Source organism: Pseudomonas sp. GL-B-12, from assembly GCF_019955895.1.
Taxonomy (GTDB): Bacteria; Pseudomonadota; Gammaproteobacteria; order Pseudomonadales; family Pseudomonadaceae; genus Aquipseudomonas.
The window spans coordinates 87861-110417 of record NZ_JAHBCX010000005.1 but is presented as its reverse complement, the minus strand read 5'-3'; the positions used below and the strand labels follow the sequence as shown (position 1 = coordinate 110417).

Sequence of the window (22557 nt, the reverse complement as noted above, 5' to 3'; positions counted from 1 at the left end):
AAGTACCCGACTCGTGTCTCGTCGACGTTCTCAGCCTGATTTCTAAAACCTGGTGGGCGAGCACTGCTATTTTGAGCCGGTTTGTGTCCCGGTTTCGCAGGTTGGCGGTGCATCGCCCGTGTTGCAAGCGGATTGATCCCTAAGTGTCGCACTAGCGACGATAGTAGCGGCGATCGTCCTCGTAGCGGTACCGCATGGCCCGATCCTGGTGGCGCTCCCAATCACGATGGCGTTCGGCTTCTCGGCGGGCTTGCTCTCTGCGCCAGTTATCTCTACGCCAGTCGTCTCGGCGCCAATCGTCTCTACGATCGTGCCAGCGGCCGTCATGCCAGTATCGGTCGTCATGTGCAAGCAACGACCCTGGCTGCTTGCCGGCCATACTGGCCAAGGTCGGCCAAGGGTTGCCGGCAGCCTGGACCGGAACCTGAACTGCTGCGACTTCAGGTGCGAAAACAGGGGTTGAGGTCTTCATCTGTGTTGCTGATGCCGAGCCCACTGCCGCGAACGCGAACAGGCCGAAGAGCACCATCCGTGGGTCATGGAATTTCATGAGTGAAGACAACCTCTGATTGACAATTGGACGTGTGGCCATCTGGCTGCGGGAAGCCTGCGGGTTCGCGCTTATCGAGCGGATGTGCCTATCCACATAGACCGATAAATAGGGAAAAGTTCTAGGTAGCCGCTGTTTAAATAACCAACGGCCTCAGTGTTCGGCCCCTTTGAGGACTGCTATCTCGATGTCCGCTTCGGTCCTTTTTGCCCCAACGTGAAGTGCAGATACGGATCACGCTTGGATGTTGGGGGTGGTAAAAAAGTGATACTGGTTGCGCCGGCCTTTACAGCGGGACCTTCAGGGTACTGGTCAGGTCAAGAGGGGCCCTGTATCGCAGATGCCGAGCAGCGCTGGCGGCCTGTTTCAGGGCTGTGCCGTCCGAGATCAGCCGAGTCCGCCCCCTGATGCCAACCAAGAGTTTTCTGTCGGCTCTGCTCCTCGCTTTTTGCGCCTTCGCGTCGCTTTGCTCTATTGCTGCGGAGCGAAGAGCGCCCCTGCATATTCAGCCGAACAATCCCGCGACGCTGCATTACCTCGGAGTATTGCGACTTCAACAGGGGCAGTACCAGCAAGCTGAAACCTTGGCGGCACGCTCTAATATTCGGATTGGTAACAACGTCGAGTTACGCAACCGCAACTTCGAATTGATCCAAGCGGCGCAGCAGGCCCAGGCTTCGAGTTCCCCACCCAAAGCCAAAGAGGAAGGACCTGGTCGTAGAACAGAGGGGGCAGGATGAGGAGGCCCAAAGGCGCTAAGAAGCAGAGATGGCCCCTGCTGAACAACCCCCGTCTGAATCGAGCTGAGCCACACCTGTATCGTTCAGATTTCTTCTGGGGAAACCACCCATACGCTGCAGGGCAACTTGTACAGCAGATGTTCCACGGTACTGCCAACCAACCGCTCCATTGCGCGGTGACCAACGCGTCCCATGACAATCACATCGGTGTCATTGGCACCCGCGTAGCTGGAAAGCACCTTGGCCGGATTGCCCATGATCATATGCTGGTGTTCCGGCGGGATACCGTTGCGCTCAGAAAGGTTTTGAAACGCATCAGCCTGCGCGTCGAACAGGGTCTTGGCTTTTCCCGATGAGAAAAACGCCGAGCCATTACTGAAACCGAATTCGTCCGCACTGATGCTGGAAAGGTCATGGGCGTAGATCACGTCCAGTTCTGCGTTACAGATACTCGCCAGTTTGGAGGCCTCGCGCAGAATTCTGTCGTTGAAGCCTTCGTATTGGTCATCACAATGAAAAGAGTCAACTGCGGCGACGATCTTGCGCGGCAAAACGTTGTGCAAATGACTGACAAAATGCAGGGGTACCGGGCATTCGCGCAGTAGATGGATATCCAAGGGCGTAAACATCAGGCGTGACAGCAGCGATTCGTGTTCCAGCGCCTTGATCAATACGGACATCGGCTGTTCTTTGAGATGAATGAGGATTTCCTGCAAGGGCCTTTCGACCCAGACGACTTCAGTGGTGACGTGCACACCGATCTTGCGCAAGGGGCGGGCCTGGTCTTCGAGCCACTGGCGATGGCGCTCGACATAACCCAGCCGCATCTGCTCCAGCGCTTGTTCGTTGACCATTGCGGCAGTCGCCAGTCCTTCAAGATAATCGAACGCCACGATGTGCAGGGCGGCACCCGTAGCCTTGGCCAACGCGGCGGCCCGGTCGAAGGCGGGGCTGTTTTCCATCAATGGCGAGACGACCAGCATGAAACGTGATTGATCAGACATGACAAATCTCCGCAAGGTAATCGCGCAATCGCTAGCCCCAATGGCTTCGGCGTTATTGGGCAGTGAAGCCTTTCACTTAGCCTGCCGCCGTTCGGAGCTCCGGGTTTGATCTTTGTCAAATGGAGGGGGGAAGAATGATCTTGGCCGACGCGCGGTTATCCGGGCGTCGTCCAGTGAAGAAATTGTTGACCATTATCAATCTTTCGTCCGGCTCCCCGGCGCAGTCTTTGGGTTCGTGCTGGGCTTTGGCTTACGTACGAAAAGGAGGGATTACCATGGCAACCATGAGCGCGGCTGGGGCCTGTCGCCGCTGGTGACCCACCGTTTCAAACTCGATGATATTGAAGCGGCCTATGAATTGTTTGCTCACCAACGAGACGGTGTGATGAGGGTTGCGATTACGCCGTGACGCTGTGCGCGCTGATTCTCTAAGTAGTACGGAGGTTTCAATGATCATTGATATCACGCAGAAGCCGGTAAGCCATTGCTGGGTCGTGTACATGGACGCCTTGGAAGTGAACTTCAACAGTCTGGGAGAAGCACAGGCGTTTGTTGGCCAGCTCAAGGCACGTATCGAGGCGCCACATGTCTGGCCAAGTGGCGCTGGCCCGGTAGACGACACAAGACGGATACCTGAGCGTCAAACGCCTTCTGTGGTTCTACTCCAGGATTGACATGACCCTGTGCCGAGGTGCCCCATGTCGCAATCTCAGCGTTTACTCTTGATCGCGCCTTCAGCCATGACTCGGACACCGGCATTCGACCGGGCCGTCGCGCTTGCGCTCGCGATGCAATTGCCATTGCACCTTGTGGCGTTCGACTATTCACAGGCCCTGGCGGTGGCCGGGCTGTTCGCCCCGGAACAATTCAGCCTGGCCCGGGACGGCTATCTGCAAATCCATCGCCAATGGCTCGCGGATCAGGCGGGATGGATCAGCAAGCAGGGCGTCAAGGTCACCAGCGAAGTGGTGTGGGTACAGCATCCTTACGAAGAGATCCTGAACTCCATCCATGAGATGCCGCTGACGCTGATCATCAAGGACGCCCAGGAAGAATCGGCGTTCAAGCGCGTGTTTTTCACACCGCTGGATTGGCAGCTGCTGCGCGATTGCCCAGCGCCGGTGCATCTGGTGACTACTGCGCTGAATGCCCGGCCACGCAATGTACTGGCCATCATTGACGTGTTGCGCGATGAAGATCAGGGCTCTGTGTTCAACGACCAGATTATCGACGCCGCGGTGAAGCTGGCTGCGGTCTGTGATGCCAGTCTTGAGTTGCTGCATGTGTATGACTGGACGGCTGTATACGTCCAGGACATGGGCTTTGCCGCATTGCCACTGGCCAGCGGGATCCATGAAATGTTGGGAGCGGCTCAGCATGAGGCATTTGCGGCCATCGCTGAACGCCACGGCGTGCCACCGGAGCGTCGGCACTTCGTGGCGGGGGCACCCGTGCCGAGTATTTGTGGATTTGTCTATGAGTACCGCAGCGATGTCATTGTCATGGGCACGGTGCAGCACAAGGGCTTGAGTAAATTACTCGGAACCACGGCCGAGCAACTCCTGCATCGGGCGCCGTGCAGTGTGCTGGCGATCAAGCCGGGAAGAATGCTGCAATCCTGAGGGCTTGGTCGCCCCGTGATGAGCCGTTGGCCGGAACATCGCGGGGCGATTTTCTACAGGTAAAGACGATGGGCTTGAAAGGTTGGCGCGCAGCAAAAGAACCGCGTTTGAATCCTTTTCCACACCGCTGTCGATGCTTGAATCTGATCTGGATCAGACAGCTGTGCCGGCGGCACTGGTTTGCGTGTGCTTGATGTAAATCAAACCGCACGAGGTGATAAAGCGCAGTCTTGAAACCATGCCGGCACTGTATGACCGGAGTCGAACGGAGGTGTGTGATGGGTCAATATCAACGTTTTCTGCTGATCGCTGACCAAACCCTGCATCAGTCTCCCGCCCAGTTGCGTGCCGTCGCATTGGCCAAGGCAGCCGGGGCCGTACTGGATGTGCGGGTCTTTGTCGAACCGGCGCCGGTGGTTCATTTATGGCAAGAAAAAGTCGACGACGCAGAGCATCAGCGCTATCTGCGTCGCTACCGCCGCTGGGAGGCTGAAGAACTCGATCGACTCAGCGATCTGGGGCTGGATGTGACGGTCAAAGCCGTCTTCACCACCCATCCGCTGCTGGATATTTTGAAGACGGTCGAGGACCTCAAGCCCGACCTGTTGATCAAGGATGTAACCCTTGAGCCCGTGCTCAAGCGAGTGTTCATCACCCCGCTTGATTGTCATTTGTTGCGTGAATGCCCAATCCCCGTGCATCTGGTCAATCACGTCCGTTACAGCTTGCCGCACCGAATCGTCGCGGCAGTGGACCCGTTCGATCCGTCGACACAAATCAGCGGTTTGAACGACACCATCATTCAGACCGCCAACGCTATGGCCCTGCAATGCGATGCTCCGTTACACCTGCTATTCGCCTATGATTTATCGCCCGCTTTCAACAGCGACGCGCCACTGGCCGGGGGCGGTTGGGGCGTGGATCTCAGCGAAGAGCTACGTCAATCCTTGCACCAGGCGTTTGTTACATTGGCAGAGCGCTACGGGGTGCCACCGGAGCGACGGCATTTCGTCATGGGACTGCCGGTGCCGGCGATCAGTGAGTTTGTCGAGCAATACCTGGCCGACGTCGTGGTGATGGGCACTGCGCATCGGGTGGGGCTCGACCGGTTGATCGGTAGCAACACAGAGCGAGCACTGTACTCTGTGCCGGGCAGCATTCTGGTGGTCAGGTCGCGTGTCAGGTAATGAGCGCTATCGCGCCGTTGAACTGACCTGTGCGCAACAGCGCCAGCCAGAACCATGGCACGCATGAAAATTCTCCAGGCAGCAGGTGTCAGCGGAGGTGACGATGGCAGCCCACGATCAGTTTCTTGAGCCCGTCCATGTTCTGGATGTGGACGTCGCGGCCGTTTATTTCCACCAGTCCCTGGTCACGCAGGTGCGCTATGCCCCGACAGATGGTTTCAAGGCGCAGGCCCAGGTAAGAGCCGATTTCCTCCCGACGCATTTTCAGCACAAAACTGCTGGACGAGTAACCGCGCGTATTCAAACGCTGCGACAAATTCAAAAGAAAAGCGGCCAGGCGTTCATCCGAGTTCATGTTACCCAGCATCATCAGCATGTCGTGATCGCGAACGATTTCCCGGCTGAGGATTTTGTTCAGGTTGTGCTGCAATGACGGCAGTTCTCGGGCAAGTTTTTCCAGGTGAGCAAAGTGGACGGGGCAGACCTCGCTATCCTCCAACGCAACCGCATTACAAGCATGCAGGTCGGTACTGATGGCATCTAGACCAAGTATTTCACCGGGGATCTGGAACCCCGTGACTTGCTCGCGACCATCGACCGAAAGCACGCTGGTCTTGAACGAACCGATTCGCACGGCATAAAGCGAACGCAACGGATCGCCTGTGCGGTAGAGTGCTGCGCCTTTTTTGACCTTCAATCGTTGAACGATCAGTGTGTCCAGACGTTTGATTTCCAGACCGGTCAGGCCAAGCGGCAGGCACAACTCCAACACGCTGCAGTTGGAACATGCAGACTTGAGGTTTTGACTTTGAAACGGCCTGGCTTCAGACATGATCTAAATGCCCCCGTATGGATGGGATAAGCATAGGTAGTACCCACCCAAATCACCCTTTGTTTCAAAGTAATGTGGACGTAACAGACGAGCGGGTGAAAACCCCGTTCCGTCGATTGGTTCCCATGCGCCATTGGGCCCATACGCAGTCTTTGAGATTTGATGTAAATCAAGTCATGAGCGCTTCAGACTCTCAGAATCGAGGAAAAACCTACTGGTTACCTGATCCTCTGGCGGAGAAGTTCATGAGCGATTTCCTGAGTGCCGAGCAACTGCAGGGGCATGACGTGCAAACTGAACCGGCCATGGACATTGGTGGTGAATCGCTGGCGTCTACACAGAGGCGGCCTGCGTCGAGTATCCACACCACTGGAGATTTATCATGAGCCAGTATCAAAGCCTGTTACTGATCATCAACCCGGCCTTGCGCCATTCTCCAGCCATGAATCGTGCGGCAGCGCTGGCCAAGACCAGCGGCGCGAGTTTGCATATCGCGGCGCTAATCCCCTCGTTCAAATGGTTATCGCTGCTTGAAGACGGCGATCGAGAACTGGCTCGGGAGCGTTACCTGCAGGACCATCGCCACTGGTTCAAGGCTCAGGCCGAGAATTTGCGTGGCAGAGGGATCGAGGTAACCACCGAGGTGGCTTGGGCTGAGGACATCAAGCAGGACATCATTGATCACGTCACGGACATGCAGCCCGACTTGTTGATCAAGGAGGTTCAGCATGAGTCCGTGCTCAAACGGGCCTTCTTCACCCCGTTGGACTGGCATTTGTTGCGTCACTGTCCGGTGCCGGTCTATCTGGTGGGCGGGAGCTGCTACGTTTTGCCCCGCAAGGTTGTAGCCGCGGTCGAGGTATCGGATATCGAGTCTGTCGACAACGAACTGAATGACCGAATCATCAAGCAGGCTTGCAGTCTTGCCATGCAGTGCAATGCCGAATTGCATTTGCTGTACGCCTGCGATATCTCGGCCGCTTATCTTGCGGACATGGGCGGCCTGACACTTGCTGACCTTACCAAAGCGCTTCGCAGAGACCTGGAAAAGTCTTTCCTTGAGTTGGCAGGCCGGTTCGGGGTGCCCTCCGATCGTCGACATTTCATTGAGGGACATCCGGTCACGGTGTTGAGTGAGTTTGCTAATGAACACAACGTGGATGTGATCGTGATGGGCAGAGTCCAGTCCCATGGTGTGGACAAGCTTTTGGGCAGCACGACCGAGCATATTCTGTATCAGGTGCCATGCTGCGTTCTGGCGGTCTAGATCGAGTCTGTACCAGACTTGATGGCACACCGTCAGTTCGACAGTTGAGTCTGATACGAGTCAGAAAGGGGATTAGTTGCGCTTCCAGTACTTTTGCATTTCCAGAAACAGGAAGGATGCGGTCCATGTGATGAGCACCAGCCCGGTAAGGGCTTGTAGACCGGTCAAGTATTTGAGGTTGCCCACAGGCGAAATATCGCCGAAGCCGATCGTCGTGTACGTCGTAAAAGAAAAGTAAACGCAGTCCATCAGCGTACCGTCGAAGTTGCCCGTCAGGCTGCCCCATCTCCCGGAGTGCACCATCAGGTAATAGACCAGTGCAAAGCACCAGACCTCTATCGCGTGGGCCAGGAGGGCGCCGAATACTCCAACTACGATTCTGAAGCGGCTCCACAGCTTGAGCCGGGGTAGCCAATCATTCAGGCGTAACAGACATTCATAGTGGATCACTACGGTGATGATGACCACCAGCGTATTGATCAGCGTGACTGCCAGCATGGCAAATCTCCAGCGAAAAGGGAGGCGGTGAATCAGAGTACTTCTACGCCTGGGAGCCGGAAAATCGTTGAGCTGAATCAACAAGGGTTTTAGTAATCGAAAGCCAGTCGTTGCGTTAACGATAGCTGCTGATTAGTTGATAAAAGTCAGGTCCCCCACGGCATAACGCCAAATAATCGAACTACAGCTCTCCAGTCGCAACAAATCGACGGGACGATTATGAGGACGTACTTGTTCGTTGTATTGCCGGATATTTTGCTGGCTGCAGTCACGAGCCCGCTCGAAGTAAATCCAAGTAACAAGCGTTTGACCCAAGGCCCCGACAGGAAGGCGGGTTTGCACTCAGGCAGGCAGGTTTCAGGGCGAGGTATGTGATGCTCAAACTCAAACGCATTCTATTGATAGCCCCCAGCGAAATGACCCTGACCCCGGCGTTTGAGCGTGCGCATGCCTTGGCTTGTGCAACCGGTGCCTTATTGCACATTGTCGCGTTCGATTATGTCCAGGCACTGGCGGTAGCCGGTCTGCTTGACCACGATGCGATGGCCCAGGCACGAGAAGGTTATCTGCAGGTGCACCGTCATTGGCTGGAGCAGCAGGCCCGGTTTCAACGATGCGGTGGCCGGCAGGTGACCACCGAAGTGGTCTGGGCCAAGTCGAGTCTGACAAACCTGCTTGAGTACGTGAATGACTTTCTTCCGGACCTGGTAATCAAGGACACCCATTATGTGCCGGCACTTGACCGTGCCTTTCACCGGCCTGTGGACTGGCGACTGCTACGCGAGTGTCCGACCCACCTGCACCTGGTTACCAGCGCCAAAAATCCCAAACCATTGAAAATTCTAGCGGCGATCGATCTGTCCCATCTGGAAGAGCTGACCCGGGGATTAAATGACCGAATACTCGATCTGGCATCTACTCTGGCGGCCAGCTGCGGCGCCGCGCTGCACTTACTTAACGTCAGTCGTTGGTCAGAGATGAGCGATGCGCCGATGAGTGTGCCAACGGGCAGTCTTGATGACAGTTTGAGGGACGCGATTGAAGATGCCCAACAAGAGGCTTTCGATGTGCTTGCCGAGCGCTATTGCATCAACAATACACGCCGACACTCACTGACGGGCGTCCCCCACAAGGTCATCGGACTTTTCGCTCAACAGAATGCCTTTGACATGGTGGTGCTGGGCACGGTTTATCACCATGGGCCTGACCGGTTTATCGGCGATACCGCCGAGAGCGTGTTAAACCGGGCACCGTGCAGTTTGATGATCGTCAAACCCTTCCCCCCGCCCGATTGAACGGGGCGCCCTACGATGAAACCACCTATTATATTGCTGCAATCAGTGCATTAATGTCCTGCAATCGACCCGTCTTGTTCATCAGGAGATCAGTTCTCACACTGAGGCCACTCATTTGATAACGGCTTTTGACTGAAGGAGAAATGACCATGGTATCTGCGATCCGGTTTAACCAGTTCGGCAACCCTGAAGTACTGAACCTGGAGACACTGAGCGAACAAACGCCAGGCCAAGGCGAGGTCTGGCTTGAGCAAGAGGCTGTAGGTGTCAACTTTCTCGACGTTACCCAGCGCAAGGGCGCGGTGCCCATTGCGTTGCCATCTGGACTTGGGCTGGAAGGCGCTGGGCGTGTCGCAGCTGTGGGGGCGGGTGTCAGCAACGTGCGAGTAGGGGATCGCGTGGCCTATGCCACCGGCCCTATCGGTTCCTATGCTTCGGCCCGGCTTTATCCGGCAGAGCGGCTGGTCAAAATTCCGGATTCGCTGTCATTTGACGATGCCTCAGCCGTCATGTTCAAGGGCATCACTGCACAGTACCTTTTGAAAGCCACCTATCCTGTGGGGCCCGATACAACCATGCTCCTCTACGGTGTGGCTGGAGGGTTGGGGGAAATCATGGTGCCGTGGGCCAGACACTTGGGGGCCACTGTGATCGGCGTGGTTTCAAAGCAGGCCAGTGTCGAGAAAGCTCAGGCGTCGGGATGCGATGAAGTCCTGGTGTTCGATGCTGACAGCCTGGCTTGCGAGGTCGCTCGAATCACCAAAGGTAAAATGGTCGACGTCGTCTATGACCCAATAGGGCGTGTTTCTTTCCAGGCATCCCTGGATAGCTTGCGACCACGAGGTCTGATGGTATCGTTTGGCGCTTCATCGGGTGCGCCGTCAGCCGTGGAGTTGTCGACACTCAATGCCAAAGGCTCGCTGTTCCTGACACGTCCTTCGTTGGCAGCCCATACGGCGAGTGCCTCTGAGTACCAGGAACGAGCGCAGGATGTGTTGGCCGCCATAGGTGCGGGTATTATCAAACCTCGGGTCCGGGCAAGCTACTCTCTGGCGGACGCAGCATTGGCGCATGCTGACCTGGAGTCGGGGCGTTCATCGGGGGCGATCATTCTAAAACCATGAATCTTGATGTTCTGAATAATCAGCACAGTGACGAAATCGCTGCGTTTCTGGCCGTGGCCTCGCAAGGTTCATTTGTCGGGGCTGGGCGGCTATTGCAGCGACATCCTACAGTCGTCTCAAAGCGACTCGCCGCAATGGAAAGGCGCCTTGGCGTTCGGCTCGTGGAGCGCTCCACCCGGCAGGTTCGAATTACTGAAACAGGTGCCAGGCTGGAGCAGCGCCTTCGCTCAGCCATCGAATTGATGAATGAAGCGCAGCAGCAAGCGTCTGAGGGCGCCAGCGAAATCCGCGGTACTTTGCGGCTTGCATTGCCAGCAGCCATGGGACGGCGTTGGCTTGGCCCGATGCTGCCGGAGTTTCTCAAGGCTCATCCGCATGTCTCGATCCTTGCAGACTATAGCGAGCGTCTGGTCGACATCATTGATGAAGGTTTTGACGCGGCGATCCGAATCGGAGAATTGGAAGACAACCGGTTGATAGCCAAAAAACTAAGTGACCATCGCCGGATACTGTGTGCCTCGCCTGCTTACATCAGACAGCACGGCATGCCCGAAACGCCACAGGATCTGATCAGGCACAATTGCCTTCGCTTCAGTGGCCTTGTGTCTTTTCCCCAGTGGAGACTCCATCGCGGCAATGAGCTGCAGACGGTTTCTCCCAAAGGAAACCTGACGGCCAATGACAGCGAATCATTACTGGCAGCGGCCCGCGCCGATGCGGGAATACTGGGGGCCGGTGACTGGTTGATGAGTCGTGATATTGCTGCCGGGAGGCTGTTGCATGTCCTTCCTGACTGGCAATTGGACACCGCCGGTGGGGTCTACCTGGTCAGGCCATCGGCCAAGTTTCCGGGCGCCGTGGTCGTCGCGTTCAAACAATGGATCGAGTCAAAGTTTACCCCCGCGCCCCCATGGGCCATTTGACCGAGGCTGCCTCAGCACGTGAATGCCCTCTACCCTCGACAACAGTTGAAGGCATGTCATGGACGTTCATGGCAAGACGTAGCAGCAATGCACCCGCAAAGGGGAGGCTGCCTCAGGGTTTTGTAGATGTTGAGCGCTGGTCTCTCAACACGGTGCTTGCGTCGTCAGAAGTCGAAGAACACCGTTTCCGATTCGCCTTGAAGGTGGATATCGAAGCGGTAGGCCAGCTTCCCATCAACCGTGCAGCGCCTGGCAATCAGGGATTCACGCCGATGTGGCTGTTCGATCAGATTCAATACGGGGTCCACTGCATTCGCCTCGGATTCGTCGTCGAAATACAGTCGCGTCTGCAGGTGAATGTTGATGCCCCGGGCGAACAGCGACACATTGATATGCGCTGCCATGGGCACACCCGAGGCATTTTTCACCAGGCCAGGCTTGACGGTTTCGATCGTCCATTCACCGACATCGGTAGTGGCGGTACGACCAAAGCAGTTGAAGGGTTTTTCCAGATCGAAACCGCTGTCGTAGTGGCCTTGGTGATTGGCCTGCCAGAGTTCCAGAAACGCGTCGCGAATCAAGTGGCCGTTACCGTCATAAACGTGACCCATCAATAGAATGTGCTCACCAGGCGCGCCAGGTTTTGCCATCACATTCCAGATTTCCTGTTCCCGCGGCGGGTTGCCGGCCGCCTCCAGTGCCAATCCGATATGGACATAGGGACCGGCTGTTTGCGACGGGGTTTCAGGCAGAAGTTGAACGGGCATATGCAGGCCTCCTCAGCAGTTTTCGAAGTGGGTCTTGCGCTGGCCGCGCAGGACGATATCAAAGCGATAAGCCAGGCAATCCATAGGATTGGCCATGCTCATGTCGAGCCTGGCGATCAGGCTCTGTACCGCTTCCGGATTGGCGATCGACTTGACGAACGGGCACATGGGGATCAGCGGATCGCCTTCGAAATACAGCTGGGTAATCAGGCGCGTGGCAATGGACGGGCCACTGATGGAGACATGGATATGGGCCGGTCGCCAGTCGTTGGGACCGTTGCGCCATGGGTAGGGACCGGGCTTGACCGTACGGAAGCTGTAGTTGCCATCGCGGTCAGTCAAGGCACGGCCGACGCCGCCGAAATTCGGATCAAGAGGGGCCAGGTAACTGTCTTTTTTATGCCGGTAACGACCACCCGCATTGGCTTGCCACATTTCCACCAAAGTATGTGGGATCGGCTTGCCGTACTGATCACAAACCCGGCCCGCGACGATGATGCGTTCGCCGATGGGCAGGCCGCCGTGATTGAAATTCAGCAGCAGGTCGTTATCGTGCTGGCCCATCTTCAGATGGGAAAAATCCGGGCCGCTGGTTTCCGAGACAGACTGGGGAATGCTCACCAATGCCTGGCGGGGGGAGCGCAGGATCGAAGTCTTGTAGTCAGGTGTCAGGGCTTTGGGATGCCAATTACGGTCACGAATGGCGAAGCGGCTCTCGTGCGCATCAGACATGTCGATTTTCCTATTGTTATGGTTGGTCAGAGGCAAGCGCTGCGATGGCAGCGACTTGCAGCCCAGTCTCCTCTTGTGCGACCCAACCCAAAATTGAAAAAACCGACTTAATACATGTCCAAATGGTTATGGATATTTCCCTTCGCTATATTCTTGCCCGACCTCGCGCAATGCCTCCACGCACCACTGGGCCGCAGGTGTCACCGGCAACACAGGATTTGTGCAGAGCCCCACGGAACCACCGGCTTCACGCATCCCCAGTTCCACCAACTCACCTAGCTTCAAGTCCTGTCTGACCGCGTCAAAAGGCGCGACCCAGATTGCCTGGCTGCATTGTATGTAGCGCCGGCTCAGGGCAACCGACAGGGTTTCCAGGCGTTGGCGCGAGGGGGTGATCCCGTGCTGCACAAACAGGCTGTCGGCGAATTTGCGGATCGTCGTCCCCGCCAGCGGAAGTACCACTGGATAGTCTTCGAGGTTTTTATGCCCCAGTGGATCAGTCAGCACTGGATGGCCGTTACGTACCACCAGGGTCATGGATTCGCTGTAAAGGTGCTCGAACGTCAAGCCGTGAATCGATGGGCTATCGGTCATTCTGCCGACCACCAGGTCCAGCTCGCCGACACGCAGTTGGGACAGCAGGTAGGCGCTCGGCCCGGTCACGACACTGACCGCCAAGGCGGGATGCCGGTCGTGTAAACGGCAGACAACCTCAGGCACCAACAGGCTTTCGACGGTGGATAGCACGCCGAGCCGTACGGCAATCGGCTCATGTACACCGGAGCGCAAACTGTTGACCCCTTCACGCAGCGATTGCACGCTCGGTCCCGCATATCGCAAAAAGGCCACCCCGGCCTCGGTCAGCGTCGAGCCCTTTTTGCTCCGCTCGAACAGCTTGGCAGCCAGCAGGGATTCCAGTTCCTTGAGGGTTTTCGAAAGCGCCGGCTGGCTGATTGCCAACTTGTCGCAGGCACGTGCCAGGCTACCCTGGCGCGCCACCTCGAGAAAACACACCAGATGACGGAATTTGATTCGGGTATCGATGTTCAATCTGCTGCTCCGCCTTCGTGGTGTGGCATTCATTAATCCTGGTGACCGATGCGGGCAAACGGTAGCTATCGGTCGACATTCGGCAGTTCGCATCCCGGGATCAGTCGTCCCAGTTTGACGGCCTGCTGATAAAGCACCTGCATGAGCTGCGTGGCGGATTCGCCAAGCGGCTCGAACCGCGAGTAGACAAAGCTGATATCGAAATGAATCGCCTCAACCAGCGGTACGACGATCAGCCCGCTGTCCTGGGCCACGAACTCATCGATGATGGTCAGTCCCATGCCTTGCTTGACCAGGGCGACCGCTTCGTTGGCATTGGTGAAATTCAGCATGGAGCACAGGTTCAGGCCCTGGCGTTCGATCTCGTCGGCCAGCAACCGGCCAAAAGGCATGTCGGGGCGAAACAGCAACAACGGCTGGTCGACAAGTTCGTGCAGTGACAATGCAGCTCGCCGGGCAAAGGGGTGATCAGCCGGCATCACGCAGACCATGCGTGCGCGCATGAAGGCCAGCGAGTGCAGGTGGTCATGGATCAGCGGCAGTGCCGAAACAGCCAGGTCGACCTTCTTCGAGAGTATCTGGTTGGGCATGTCGCCCATCAGCGTGGTTTGCCATTCAATGTTCAGCGATGGCAATTCCCGCTTGAGTCGGGCCAGGGCGAACGGGATGACCACCGTCGACAGCGAAGCACTGCAACAGATGCGCAGCTGACGGTGGGGGCCGTTGGCGAGGGCCAACGCACACTCATTAACCGCCAGCGCGGCCTGGTAGACACGCTCGACTTCCCGGTAAAGGGTCACGGCTTCTGCGGTGGGCACCAGGCGATTGTTGATGCGCTGGAACAGGCGGTAGACCAGCCGACTCTCGATATAGGCGATCAGCTTGCTGACTGCCGGCTGCGACACGTAGAGCATTTTTGCCGCACCGCTGATCGAGCCGGTCAGCATCACCGCCCGGAACACTTCCATGTGTCGCAGCTTGAACACCATCGTGTTGGCGTCGGGGCCTTCGCCGTAGGGCATGGGTCATTAACCTTTGGTTATTGTTCGAGCGATCTGTGTATGAGCGCTATTGATCGCCTGGTCGTATCTTCACTGCAACGGCATCGCCCACCGCGGCGAACAATAACAAAGATCAGTGAGCAAGCGCAGTGACGCTTGGTGGGAGCAGCCTTGAGCATCTACGACGAACCCAAGATCGATTGCCATAACCACCTGTTTGATCCCGTGCGGTTTGCCTATCGTGCCGACACGGTTTACGCACCCGCCGGGCAGGAGGTCGCGACCCTGGAGCAGTTCGGTCGGGTCATGGGCGCCTATGGTGTGCAACACGCTTTGCTGGTGGGGCCGAGCAGTGGCTACCGCACGGACAATCGTTGCCTGCTGCATGCGCTGGCGCAAAGCGAGGGCCGCTTCAAGGGGATTGCAGTTGTCGACCACGACACGCCCCTGGATGAGCTGGCAGCGCTCAAGGAACAGGGTGTGGTGGGGATTGCGTTCAATCCGGCGCTGGAAGGCGTGGAGGTCATGAGTGACGCGGCCGGGCTTTTCGGGCGGCTCGCCGAACTGGACCTGTTCGCCCAGATCCAGGTTCAGGGCAATCAACTGGTCGAGTTGCTGGGCTTGATCGAATCGACTGCGCCGCGGCTGCTCATCGACCACTGTGGCCGTCCCGACGTCCGTGCAGGCGTCGGCCAGCCGGGGTTCCAGGCGCTACTGGGTCTGGCCGGGAGCGGCCGGGCCTGGGTGAAAATCTCCGGCATGCAGAAGTTCGCCGCCCACGATCATCTCGATGAGCAAGCCGGTGCCTACGTGCAGGCGCTGCTCCAGGCCTTTGGCCCGGATGCGTGCGTGTGGGGTTCGGACTGGCCGTTCATTCGCGAGCAATCGCGCGTGGACTACGGGCCGCTGCTCAAGCTGGCTGAGCGATTGATGCCCGATTTCAGTGAAAGGAAAAAGGTGATGTGGGACACGCCACTGCGACTGTTCGGTTTTGGCGAGCGTTGAACCGGCCCTGGGCAGCAGTGCTGCCAGAAATACTCCGATAAAAACAAGGAACAAAACCATGACGACCGACAATAGATTTGCGGCGGCAACGCTCGCCTGTCCGGCGGCGCAAACCGCCAGAACCCGTACCCGATTCATGATCCTGGCGCTAATTTCCGGTGGCACCATGATCAACTACCTGGATCGCAGCGTCATGGGCATCGCCGCCCCCAGCATCAGTGCCGACCTGGGCCTGAACGCCGTCATGATGGGGCTCATCTTTTCTGCATTTTCCTGGACCTACGCAGCCGCGCAGATTCCCGGCGGCATCCTGATCGACCGGCTGGGCACCAAGTTCACCTATTGGCTGGCGCTGACGTTATGGTCGCTGTTCACCGGCCTGCAAGGTTTTGCCCAGGGCTTTCTCTCGTTACTGGGCTTTCGCCTGCTGGTCGGTGCCAGCGAAGCGCCGTGCTTTCCCACCAACAGTCGGGTGGTCGCGACTTGGTTCCCGCAGAGCGAGCGTGCACGGGCGACCGGCATCTATACCTTCGCTGAATACGTCGGTCTGGCGTTTCTCACGCCGCTGCTGTTCTGGGTGCTGCATGCCCATGGCTGGCGTGTGCTGCTGATGGCGGTGGGCATCCTGGGTGTGCTCTATGGCCTGGTGTGGTGGCGCAAGTACCACGAACCCCATGAGTCGACCACGGCCAATCAGGCCGAGCTGGATTACATCGCCGAAGGCGGCGGGGTGATCGATGGCGGCCAGAAAGCCACGCGGTTTTCCTGGTCGCAGATTCCGGCACTGCTCAAGCATCGCAACATGCTGGGGATCTGCCTGGGGCAGTTCGCCTGTAACTCGACCAACGTGTTCTTCCTGACCTGGTTCCCCACTTATCTGGTCACTGAGCGGCACATGCCCTGGCTCAAGGTGGGTTGGGTGGCGGTGCTGCCGTTCATTGCGGCTTCCCTGGGTACCCTGGCCGGCGGCTGGTTGTCGGACGCCTTGCTGCGCCGCGGCTACTCGTTGAATGTCGCGCGCAAGTTGCCGGTGATCGCAGGCCTTTTGACCGCATCGGTGATCGTGCTGGCCAATTACGTGGACTCCGACGCACTGGTGATCGCCATTCTGTGCGTGGCCTATTTCGCCCAGGGCATGTCGGCGCTAGCCTGGATGATCGTCTCCGATATCGCCCCCAAAGGCTTGCTCGGCTTGAGCGGTGGTGTGTTCAACCTGTTCGCCAATGCGGCCGGCATCGTGACCCCGTTGACCATCGGCGTGATTGTCACGACCACAGGTTCGTTCGTCTGGGCCCTGGCTTTCGTGTCCTCGATCACCGTCCTGGGGGCGCTGTGTTACCTGTTCATGGTGCGCGACCTGCGTCGCCTGCCCGAAATCCAATCCGTTCAACAAGGAGCACTTTGATGACTCGATACCTTGAAGGCCAGACGGCCATCGTTACCGGCGGCATGCGTGGCATCGGCCTGGGCATTGCGCGGCGCTTGCACACTGCTGGCGCGCAGATCGTCATCTGGGACCTGGCGGTCGATGGCTGGGACAGCGTCGCCAACGGCTTTGAGCCGGTGATGCGTCAAGCCGTCAATGTCGCCTCGCTGGGGTCCGTGGAGGCGGCTTTCGGCGAGGTTATTGCCCAGCAGGGACGGGTCGATATCCTGGTCAACAATGCCGGTATCAACGGGCCGGTTGCTCCTTCCTGGGAATACCCGCCAGCCGCCTGGGACCAGGTCATCGCCATCGACCTGACGGGTGTGTTCTATTGCTGCCGCACGGCCATCCCGCACATGCGCGAGCGCGGCTACGGGCGCATCGTTAACGTTGCCTCGATGGCCGGCAAGGACGGCGTGCAATACATCAGCGGTTATTCGGCGGCAAAGGCCGGTGTCATTGCGTTTACCAAGGCGGCGGCCAAGGAGTTGGCCCAGGACGGCGTGCTGCTCAATTGCATTGCTCCGGCCATGGTGGAAACCGGGCTGATGGCGGAAATGACCCCCGAGCACATTGCCGCGAGCAAGGCCAAGATACCCATGGGGCGTTTCCTGCAAATCGAGGAGATCGCCAACATGGTGACCTGGATCGCCGGGCCCGAGTGCAGCTTCACCACAGGCTTTGTGTTCGACCTCAGCGGCGGGAGGGCAACCTATTGAGAGGCCTGGGTGTCGCGCACCTCACCGCGTTGGAGCTGGCGCCCGATGCACTGGTACGAGAGGCGGCGCGCGCGGGTTTCAGTTCGGTCGGCCTGCGCCTGCACCCGGCCATGGCGGGTGGCATCGCTTACTCGCTGGCGCCGGGCAGCCAGGCGCTGCGGCAGTTGAAGACCACGCTCGATAGCGAAGGTGTGGTGGTCAACGAGATCGAATTCGTCGAGCTGACACCGCGAGTGGACGTCGCCGGGTTTGCGTCGCTGCTGGAGTCCGGGGCGCAACTGGGGGCGCGTTGCCTCACTGTGTCGGGCGACGATCCGGAGCAATGCCGGCTCACGGATAATTTCGCTGCCGTGTGCGAGTTGGCAGCCGGATATGGCCTGCGTGTGGATCTGGAATTCATGCGCTGGCGGCACATTGGCAACCTGCAACAGGCCGTCGCGTTGATCGCGGCGGCGGGGCAGGCCAACGGCGGCGTGCTGCTGGATGCGTTGCACCTGTTCCGCTCCAGCGGCAATGCCGCTGCCGTGGCTCAACTGGATCAGCGTTACATCCATGGCGTGCAGTGGTGCGATGCGCTGGCGCTGGCGCCCACGGGGGAGGGCATCATCCGCGAAGCCCGCGAGGGTCGCCTGCCGCCCGGTCAGGGGCAGTTGCCCTTGGCCGGGTTGCTCAATGTCCTGCCACCTCAGGTGCACTGGAGCGTGGAAATCCCATGCCCCGCGACATGCGCACCTGAGCGGTTGGCTCAAGCTTTCACGATCACCCGGGCCTGGTTGGCCAGCCATTCGTTGCCGTGAGCGTGCATATTCTGCTGATTCTTGGTACTACCTCGCATCCTCTCTCGAAGCACCGTTTCTGGCCGATTGCTGCCTCTGGCTAGGGGCAACAGTCGACCCAGGTTGTGTGAAAACGTTTTGGAGTGAGTTTGACACTCAGAACCGCAACGGAAATCGCATTCCTACGCAAATTTTAGGTCTGGCTGACCAGCCAAACGCTGACAGATTTTACGTAGCAACGCAGACTTCAAAACGGGGCATGCGCTTTCACACAGCCTGGACCCATAGCTGCCGGTCAGCACCGGAAGAAAACGGCCAGCAGCGGCTACGGTTCAGCATGTTTCACCGGCACCATTCGGTGACGCTTCGCCGCCCAGACGACCCCACCCACCAACAACACGATTGACGTCACCTCCATCAAGCCAGGCACCCGCTGGCTGAACAGAAAACCGTATACACAGGCAAACAGCGTTTCGAACACGATCATCTGGCCACTCAACGACGTGGCCATTCGACGCGAGCAGGCATTCCACAGCCCATTGGCAACCCACGAACCACAGAGTGCCAGGAACAGGCAGACCCACAGCAAAGCTATCCAGCGGCTGTTTTCAACCTGAGCGGGTACCAGGTTCGGGAACAGTATCAAGGCAGCGATGCCGAACACGACCGCCACGACGCCCGTCACGATGCCCAACAGCGTCGACCATTCGCTGCTGTTGAAATGGCTCTGTTTGAGGTAACGGGCATTATGGGTGGCGTACCACGACCAGCAGACCACGCCGCTGACCCCGCAGGCCAGGCCCAGCAACTGGGAAGACAGCGAGGTACTCGCTGCCCGCGCGCCTGAGTGTTCGAGACTGACCGATACGATGCCCAGGAATACCAGTAACAGGGGCAGCTTGAGCTTTGTCAGGGGTAGGGACCCTGCATCGCCACGCCCCAGAAAGGTAATGGCAACCGGCATCATGCCGTTGATGAGGGCGGCGGCAGTCACCCCGCTCAGTTGTACGGAAGCGCCCAGCAGCGCGTAGTTCAGGATGTTTCCGGTTAATGAAAGACGAAGCAACATCAATGCATCGCGGCGCGTCAACTGTGAGAGCAGGCGGGATGCAATCGGTAAAGCCACGAGGAGCGAGATCAGCCCGTACATTGCAAACCGCACACTGCTGATCAGCACGGCATTGAATTCCGGCAGCAACGAAGGGGCGATAATCACCCCTCCCCAGATGGCACCCGCCAAAATCGCAAATACAATCCCACTGTTCATCATCTCGGCTCTGACAGGCTATTTAGCGGCATTCTAGCCATGGTATATAAGCGCCACCTGCGATAAAAAGTTGGCCACCCATTCCCAGCCGGAATGTCGTGCGGCAATCACCCGCTCAGGAGAACCCTCATTAACCGTTACCTGCGCACCTTGCCCCCATTAGAAACCCTGATCACATTTGAGGCCGTGGGACGACACGCCAGTTTCACGGGTGCCGCAGGCGAACTGTTTCTTACCCAGAGCGCCGTGAGCAAACAGATGCGCCAGCTTGAGGACTGCATGGGCGTCCCGCTCTTCGAGCGCAAACCAAGGGGTGTCAAGTTGACCAGCGCAGGAGATGAGCTGTTGATGACGGTCAACGTGCTCCTCACCACGATGTACCAAAGCGTCACGCGGATTCGCAATGTCCATCAGTCCAACGCCGTCTCGGTGCTGGCGACCCATGCCCTGGCCCAGTTCTGGCTGTTCCCGAAACTGATCGAATTCAACAAGGCATACCCCGATATCGCCGTGCACGTTCACGCGATCAACGAGTTCGATGAGGCCAGCCTCAATGATTTCGACGTGGGCATTCTCTATGGTTCTGGCGAATGGCCCTCGCTGGACAGCGATTTCCTGCTGCCGGAAATCGTCTATGCCGTGGCTCATCCTTCACTGGATGTCTCGGGGATCAAGACCCTGGAACAACTGGCGCAGGCCAACCTGGTGCAGATCGACACTTGCGCCTGGCAGTGTCTGGACTGGCATCAATGGTTCGGCCACTTTGGCATCGACTACATACCGCGGGACAAAGCCCCGGTCTTCAACCAGCTGACGTTGGCTTATCGGGCCGTTCAGCAAGGCATGGGCATCGGCCTGGCCTGGACGTTCATGGCTGATGAAGCGCTGGCCAAGGGAGAATTGCAGCGGGTTACGCCTTTCGAATGCGTGACGGGCAATGGCGAATTCCTGGTGTCGCTCAAGCATCGCAAGCGTTCTGCCTCTGCCGAGATATTTCGGCAGTGGCTCCTGGGATCAATGGGCGACTGACCAGCCAAAGCGAGCGGTCACAGGTGTCACTCAGTGCAGGTTAATCATGCGTAGGCTTCGCACGCCTTCAGCCCATCTTATCCAGCCAATGCGACATCAACAGGGCGAGCTTTTCAGGCTGCTCCAAGGGAATCATGTGGCCTGATTCTTCCACCACTTCCACGCTGGCTCCCGGGATCGCGTCACGCAGCTCCTGTGCCTCTTCAGGCAATCTCAGTTTGTCCTGTGCACCGGCAATGATCAGGGTCGGGCAATGGATATTGCAGGACGAGATGTCATCCCTGATCAACAGGGATTGTCTGGCAAATACTTCGTGGCCCATTCGCTCACCCATTTCACGAATACGGCCGATCAACGCTTTGTCGTTTGCCCGTTGTGGGTGCACCGATTGGGTAATCGAGACCGAACTCAAGCCACGAAATTGCCCTTGTGCAGATGCCTTCACTGCGGCGTGCTTGAGTTGCTGTTGCCCTGGCGTGTCCGGGCGCAATGATGTCGCAATCAACACCAGGCCCGCCACACGGTCAGGAAACTGTTGTACCAATGACCTTGCGACATAGCCGCCCAATGAAAAGCCGATCAGGAAAAACCTTGAAGGTGCGCCGGCAGCAATGTTCTGAGCAATCTCAGCGATCGTTTGTCCATGGAGCAGGTTCGCCCGATGGACCTTTCGATTTGATGGCAGTTGTTGAACCACCTCGTCCCAAAGCGATTCGTCGAGCATGAAGCCGGGAATCAGTACCAATGGCAGAGCACTTTCAGAGGACATATTTATCATCCCCTGGGACGTGAGTCGGTCCATCGCAGAGTGGGTCGCGCAAGGCTCCTGCAACATGTGCGTACAGCGCATCTACAGCGCGTGAGCCTGTCGAGTCTCGGCTTCGGGTCAACACGACTTCCGCCACCGGCAATTCTGGCAGACCGTGCCGAGTATCCAGCACCTTAAGGTACGCCGGCAGACTGCAACGAGTTACCACGGCCACCGCCAGGCCACTTTCCATCGCCGCCAATTGGCCGCTCACATTGGGGCTGTTGTAGACCACTCGGTACTCGCGCCCCAAGCCCGAGATAGCGGCAAGTATTGCCGAGCGCAATCGTTCGCTGAGCCCGTGCACGGCGATTGGCAGCGGGCTGCGCTTCCAGGTTTCATGTTGCTCGGCGCCGCCCCATACCAACGCTTCCCTGAACAGCAGTTCGCCCCGTGAAGGGCCGTCGCGGGTGACCAGGGCAAGGTCGACCTGGCCGCGGTCGACCTTTGTCCAGAGGCTTGCAGAGTCTTCGCAGACCAATGTGACCTCGACCTCGCCGAAGCGGGTCATAAAGCTGCGTAGGGCGGGCATCAGGTAAGTCAGGGCATAGTCATCCGGAGCACCCAGAGTCACGCGCCCGGAGACCGCGCCCCCGTGCATCGCATCAACCATCGTCGAGTGGGCTTCGAGCAGCTTGCGGGCATGGCCGAGGAGGTCATACCCGGCAGGGGTCAACGTCAGTTGCCTCGGCTCGCGCTTGAACAGCGGCCGACCGAGGCTGTCTTCCAGCTTCTTCAACTGCATGCTCACCGCGGACTGGGACCGGGCGACCTGACGCGCCGCCGCGGTCATGGAACCGGTATCCACGACTGCCAAAAACGTGCGTAACCAATCGATCTGCAAATCCTTGGAATGAATCATAGTGTCTAAGCATTCGATAATCGAATGCCTTGTATAACAGATATTCGCTTTTCTGGGTGATGGATGGACATTC

Annotated in this window: 24 protein-coding genes and 2 pseudogenes; 15 read left to right on the top strand and 11 right to left on the bottom strand. The window is 58.0% G+C overall.

The window, feature by feature from the left end; all coding sequences use genetic code 11:
• Positions 1 to 151: 151 nt before the first annotated feature.
• Positions 152 to 550: a hypothetical protein gene (locus KGA85_RS03230; RefSeq protein WP_223455518.1), complete on the bottom strand. Its 399-nt coding sequence runs from the start codon at positions 548 to 550 to the stop codon at positions 152 to 154.
• A gap of 407 nt (positions 551 to 957) precedes the next feature.
• On the opposite strand from KGA85_RS03230, the pseudogene KGA85_RS31350 reads away from it, so the two are divergent.
• Positions 958 to 1306 (top strand): annotated as a pseudogene (locus tag KGA85_RS31350) (hypothetical protein); the annotation flags it as partial.
• A 67-nt stretch (positions 1307 to 1373) separates the two neighbouring features.
• On the opposite strand, the gene KGA85_RS03225 reads toward KGA85_RS31350, so the two are convergent.
• Positions 1374 to 2294, bottom strand: coding sequence for a universal stress protein (locus tag KGA85_RS03225; protein WP_223455519.1), 921 nt, complete (start codon positions 2292 to 2294; stop codon positions 1374 to 1376).
• Between the two features lie 301 nt (positions 2295 to 2595).
• Between KGA85_RS03225 and KGA85_RS31345 the strand changes: the two are divergent.
• The 4 genes and pseudogenes from KGA85_RS31345 to KGA85_RS03210 form a co-directional block, all read left to right on the top strand.
• A pseudogene (locus KGA85_RS31345) lies at positions 2596 to 2703 on the top strand (hypothetical protein); the annotation flags it as partial.
• A gap of 40 nt (positions 2704 to 2743) precedes the next feature.
• Positions 2744 to 2968, top strand: coding sequence for a hypothetical protein (locus KGA85_RS03220; RefSeq protein WP_223455520.1), 225 nt, complete (start codon positions 2744 to 2746; stop codon positions 2966 to 2968).
• A 24-nt stretch (positions 2969 to 2992) separates the two neighbouring features.
• On the top strand, positions 2993 to 3916 hold the full coding sequence (locus KGA85_RS03215) for a universal stress protein (RefSeq protein WP_223455521.1): 924 nt from the start codon (positions 2993 to 2995) through the stop codon (positions 3914 to 3916).
• 278 nt (positions 3917 to 4194) lie between these two features.
• A complete protein-coding gene (locus tag KGA85_RS03210) occupies positions 4195 to 5103 on the top strand; it encodes a universal stress protein (protein WP_223455522.1) in 909 nt (302 codons plus the stop codon).
• 88 nt (positions 5104 to 5191) lie between these two features.
• Here KGA85_RS03210 and fnr read toward each other — a convergent pair whose 3' ends face one another.
• Positions 5192 to 5935: a fumarate/nitrate reduction transcriptional regulator Fnr gene (gene fnr / locus KGA85_RS03205; RefSeq protein ID WP_223455523.1), complete on the bottom strand. Its 744-nt coding sequence runs from the start codon at positions 5933 to 5935 to the stop codon at positions 5192 to 5194.
• Positions 5936 to 6180: 245 nt separating this feature from the next.
• Here fnr and KGA85_RS03200 point away from each other — a divergent pair, with 245 nt between their 5' ends.
• Positions 6181 to 6321, top strand: a complete 141-nt coding sequence (locus tag KGA85_RS03200; protein WP_223455524.1) for a hypothetical protein — start codon at positions 6181 to 6183, stop codon at positions 6319 to 6321.
• The gene (locus tag KGA85_RS03195; RefSeq protein ID WP_223455525.1) at positions 6318 to 7202 is read left to right on the top strand and encodes a universal stress protein; all 885 of its coding nucleotides are present in this window, start codon (positions 6318 to 6320) and stop codon (positions 7200 to 7202) included. The genes KGA85_RS03200 and KGA85_RS03195 overlap by 4 nt, the downstream gene beginning before the upstream one ends.
• Before the next feature lie 72 nt (positions 7203 to 7274).
• Here KGA85_RS03195 and KGA85_RS03190 read toward each other — a convergent pair whose 3' ends face one another.
• The gene (locus KGA85_RS03190) at positions 7275 to 7700 is read right to left on the bottom strand and encodes a potassium channel family protein (RefSeq protein ID WP_223455526.1); all 426 of its coding nucleotides are present in this window, start codon (positions 7698 to 7700) and stop codon (positions 7275 to 7277) included.
• 374 nt (positions 7701 to 8074) lie between these two features.
• On the opposite strand from KGA85_RS03190, the gene KGA85_RS03185 reads away from it, so the two are divergent.
• From KGA85_RS03185 to KGA85_RS03175, 3 genes are all read left to right on the top strand, one after another.
• Positions 8075 to 8995, top strand: a complete 921-nt coding sequence (locus KGA85_RS03185; protein WP_223455527.1) for a universal stress protein — start codon at positions 8075 to 8077, stop codon at positions 8993 to 8995.
• 149 nt (positions 8996 to 9144) lie between these two features.
• Complete coding sequence (locus KGA85_RS03180) at positions 9145 to 10119, top strand: quinone oxidoreductase family protein (RefSeq protein ID WP_223532099.1); 975 nt, start codon at positions 9145 to 9147, stop codon at positions 10117 to 10119.
• A complete protein-coding gene (locus KGA85_RS03175) occupies positions 10116 to 11042 on the top strand; it encodes a LysR family transcriptional regulator (RefSeq protein WP_223455529.1) in 927 nt (308 codons plus the stop codon). Before KGA85_RS03180 ends, KGA85_RS03175 begins: the two co-directional genes overlap by 4 nt.
• A gap of 164 nt (positions 11043 to 11206) precedes the next feature.
• On the opposite strand, the gene pcaG is transcribed toward KGA85_RS03175, so the two are convergent.
• From pcaG to KGA85_RS03155, 4 genes are all read right to left on the bottom strand, one after another.
• Positions 11207 to 11809, bottom strand: coding sequence for a protocatechuate 3,4-dioxygenase subunit alpha (gene pcaG, locus KGA85_RS03170; RefSeq protein ID WP_223532102.1), 603 nt, complete (start codon positions 11807 to 11809; stop codon positions 11207 to 11209).
• Between the two features lie 12 nt (positions 11810 to 11821).
• Positions 11822 to 12541 (bottom strand): protocatechuate 3,4-dioxygenase subunit beta, encoded by a 720-nt coding sequence (gene pcaH, locus KGA85_RS03165; protein ID WP_223542905.1) that lies wholly within the window; start codon positions 12539 to 12541, stop codon positions 11822 to 11824.
• Positions 12542 to 12667: 126 nt separating this feature from the next.
• Positions 12668 to 13591, bottom strand: coding sequence for a pca operon transcription factor PcaQ (gene pcaQ, locus KGA85_RS03160; RefSeq protein ID WP_223532104.1), 924 nt, complete (start codon positions 13589 to 13591; stop codon positions 12668 to 12670).
• A gap of 65 nt (positions 13592 to 13656) precedes the next feature.
• A complete protein-coding gene (locus tag KGA85_RS03155) occupies positions 13657 to 14613 on the bottom strand; it encodes a LysR family transcriptional regulator (protein ID WP_223455533.1) in 957 nt (318 codons plus the stop codon).
• A gap of 150 nt (positions 14614 to 14763) precedes the next feature.
• On the opposite strand from KGA85_RS03155, the gene KGA85_RS03150 reads away from it, so the two are divergent.
• From KGA85_RS03150 to KGA85_RS03135, 4 genes are read left to right on the top strand one after another with little or no spacing between them, the layout of a single operon-like run.
• Positions 14764 to 15597 carry an amidohydrolase family protein gene (locus tag KGA85_RS03150; RefSeq protein ID WP_223455534.1) on the top strand — a complete coding sequence of 278 codons (834 nt, stop codon included), beginning with the start codon at positions 14764 to 14766 and terminating at the stop codon, positions 15595 to 15597.
• 58 nt (positions 15598 to 15655) lie between these two features.
• The gene (locus KGA85_RS03145; protein WP_223455535.1) at positions 15656 to 17002 is read left to right on the top strand and encodes an MFS transporter; all 1347 of its coding nucleotides are present in this window, start codon (positions 15656 to 15658) and stop codon (positions 17000 to 17002) included.
• The gene (locus KGA85_RS03140; RefSeq protein ID WP_223455536.1) at positions 17002 to 17742 is read left to right on the top strand and encodes an SDR family NAD(P)-dependent oxidoreductase; all 741 of its coding nucleotides are present in this window, start codon (positions 17002 to 17004) and stop codon (positions 17740 to 17742) included. The genes KGA85_RS03145 and KGA85_RS03140 overlap by 1 nt, the downstream gene beginning before the upstream one ends.
• A complete protein-coding gene (locus KGA85_RS03135) occupies positions 17739 to 18539 on the top strand; it encodes a sugar phosphate isomerase/epimerase family protein (protein ID WP_223455537.1) in 801 nt (266 codons plus the stop codon). The genes KGA85_RS03140 and KGA85_RS03135 overlap by 4 nt, the downstream gene beginning before the upstream one ends.
• A gap of 304 nt (positions 18540 to 18843) precedes the next feature.
• Here the strand turns inward: KGA85_RS03135 and KGA85_RS03130 are convergent, their stop codons facing one another.
• On the bottom strand, positions 18844 to 19788 hold the full coding sequence (locus tag KGA85_RS03130; RefSeq protein ID WP_223455538.1) for a DMT family transporter: 945 nt from the start codon (positions 19786 to 19788) through the stop codon (positions 18844 to 18846).
• A gap of 90 nt (positions 19789 to 19878) precedes the next feature.
• Here KGA85_RS03130 and KGA85_RS03125 point away from each other — a divergent pair, with 90 nt between their 5' ends.
• Positions 19879 to 20814 (top strand): LysR substrate-binding domain-containing protein, encoded by a 936-nt coding sequence (locus KGA85_RS03125; protein ID WP_223542904.1) that lies wholly within the window; start codon positions 19879 to 19881, stop codon positions 20812 to 20814.
• Between the two features lie 67 nt (positions 20815 to 20881).
• Here the strand turns inward: KGA85_RS03125 and KGA85_RS03120 are convergent, their stop codons facing one another.
• Both KGA85_RS03120 and KGA85_RS03115 read right to left on the bottom strand, forming a co-directional pair.
• A complete protein-coding gene (locus tag KGA85_RS03120; RefSeq protein WP_411741740.1) occupies positions 20882 to 21583 on the bottom strand; it encodes an alpha/beta fold hydrolase in 702 nt (233 codons plus the stop codon).
• The gene (locus KGA85_RS03115) at positions 21573 to 22484 is read right to left on the bottom strand and encodes a LysR family transcriptional regulator (RefSeq protein WP_223455540.1); all 912 of its coding nucleotides are present in this window, start codon (positions 22482 to 22484) and stop codon (positions 21573 to 21575) included. Before KGA85_RS03115 ends, KGA85_RS03120 begins: the two co-directional genes overlap by 11 nt.
• Positions 22485 to 22557 lie beyond the last annotated feature (73 nt).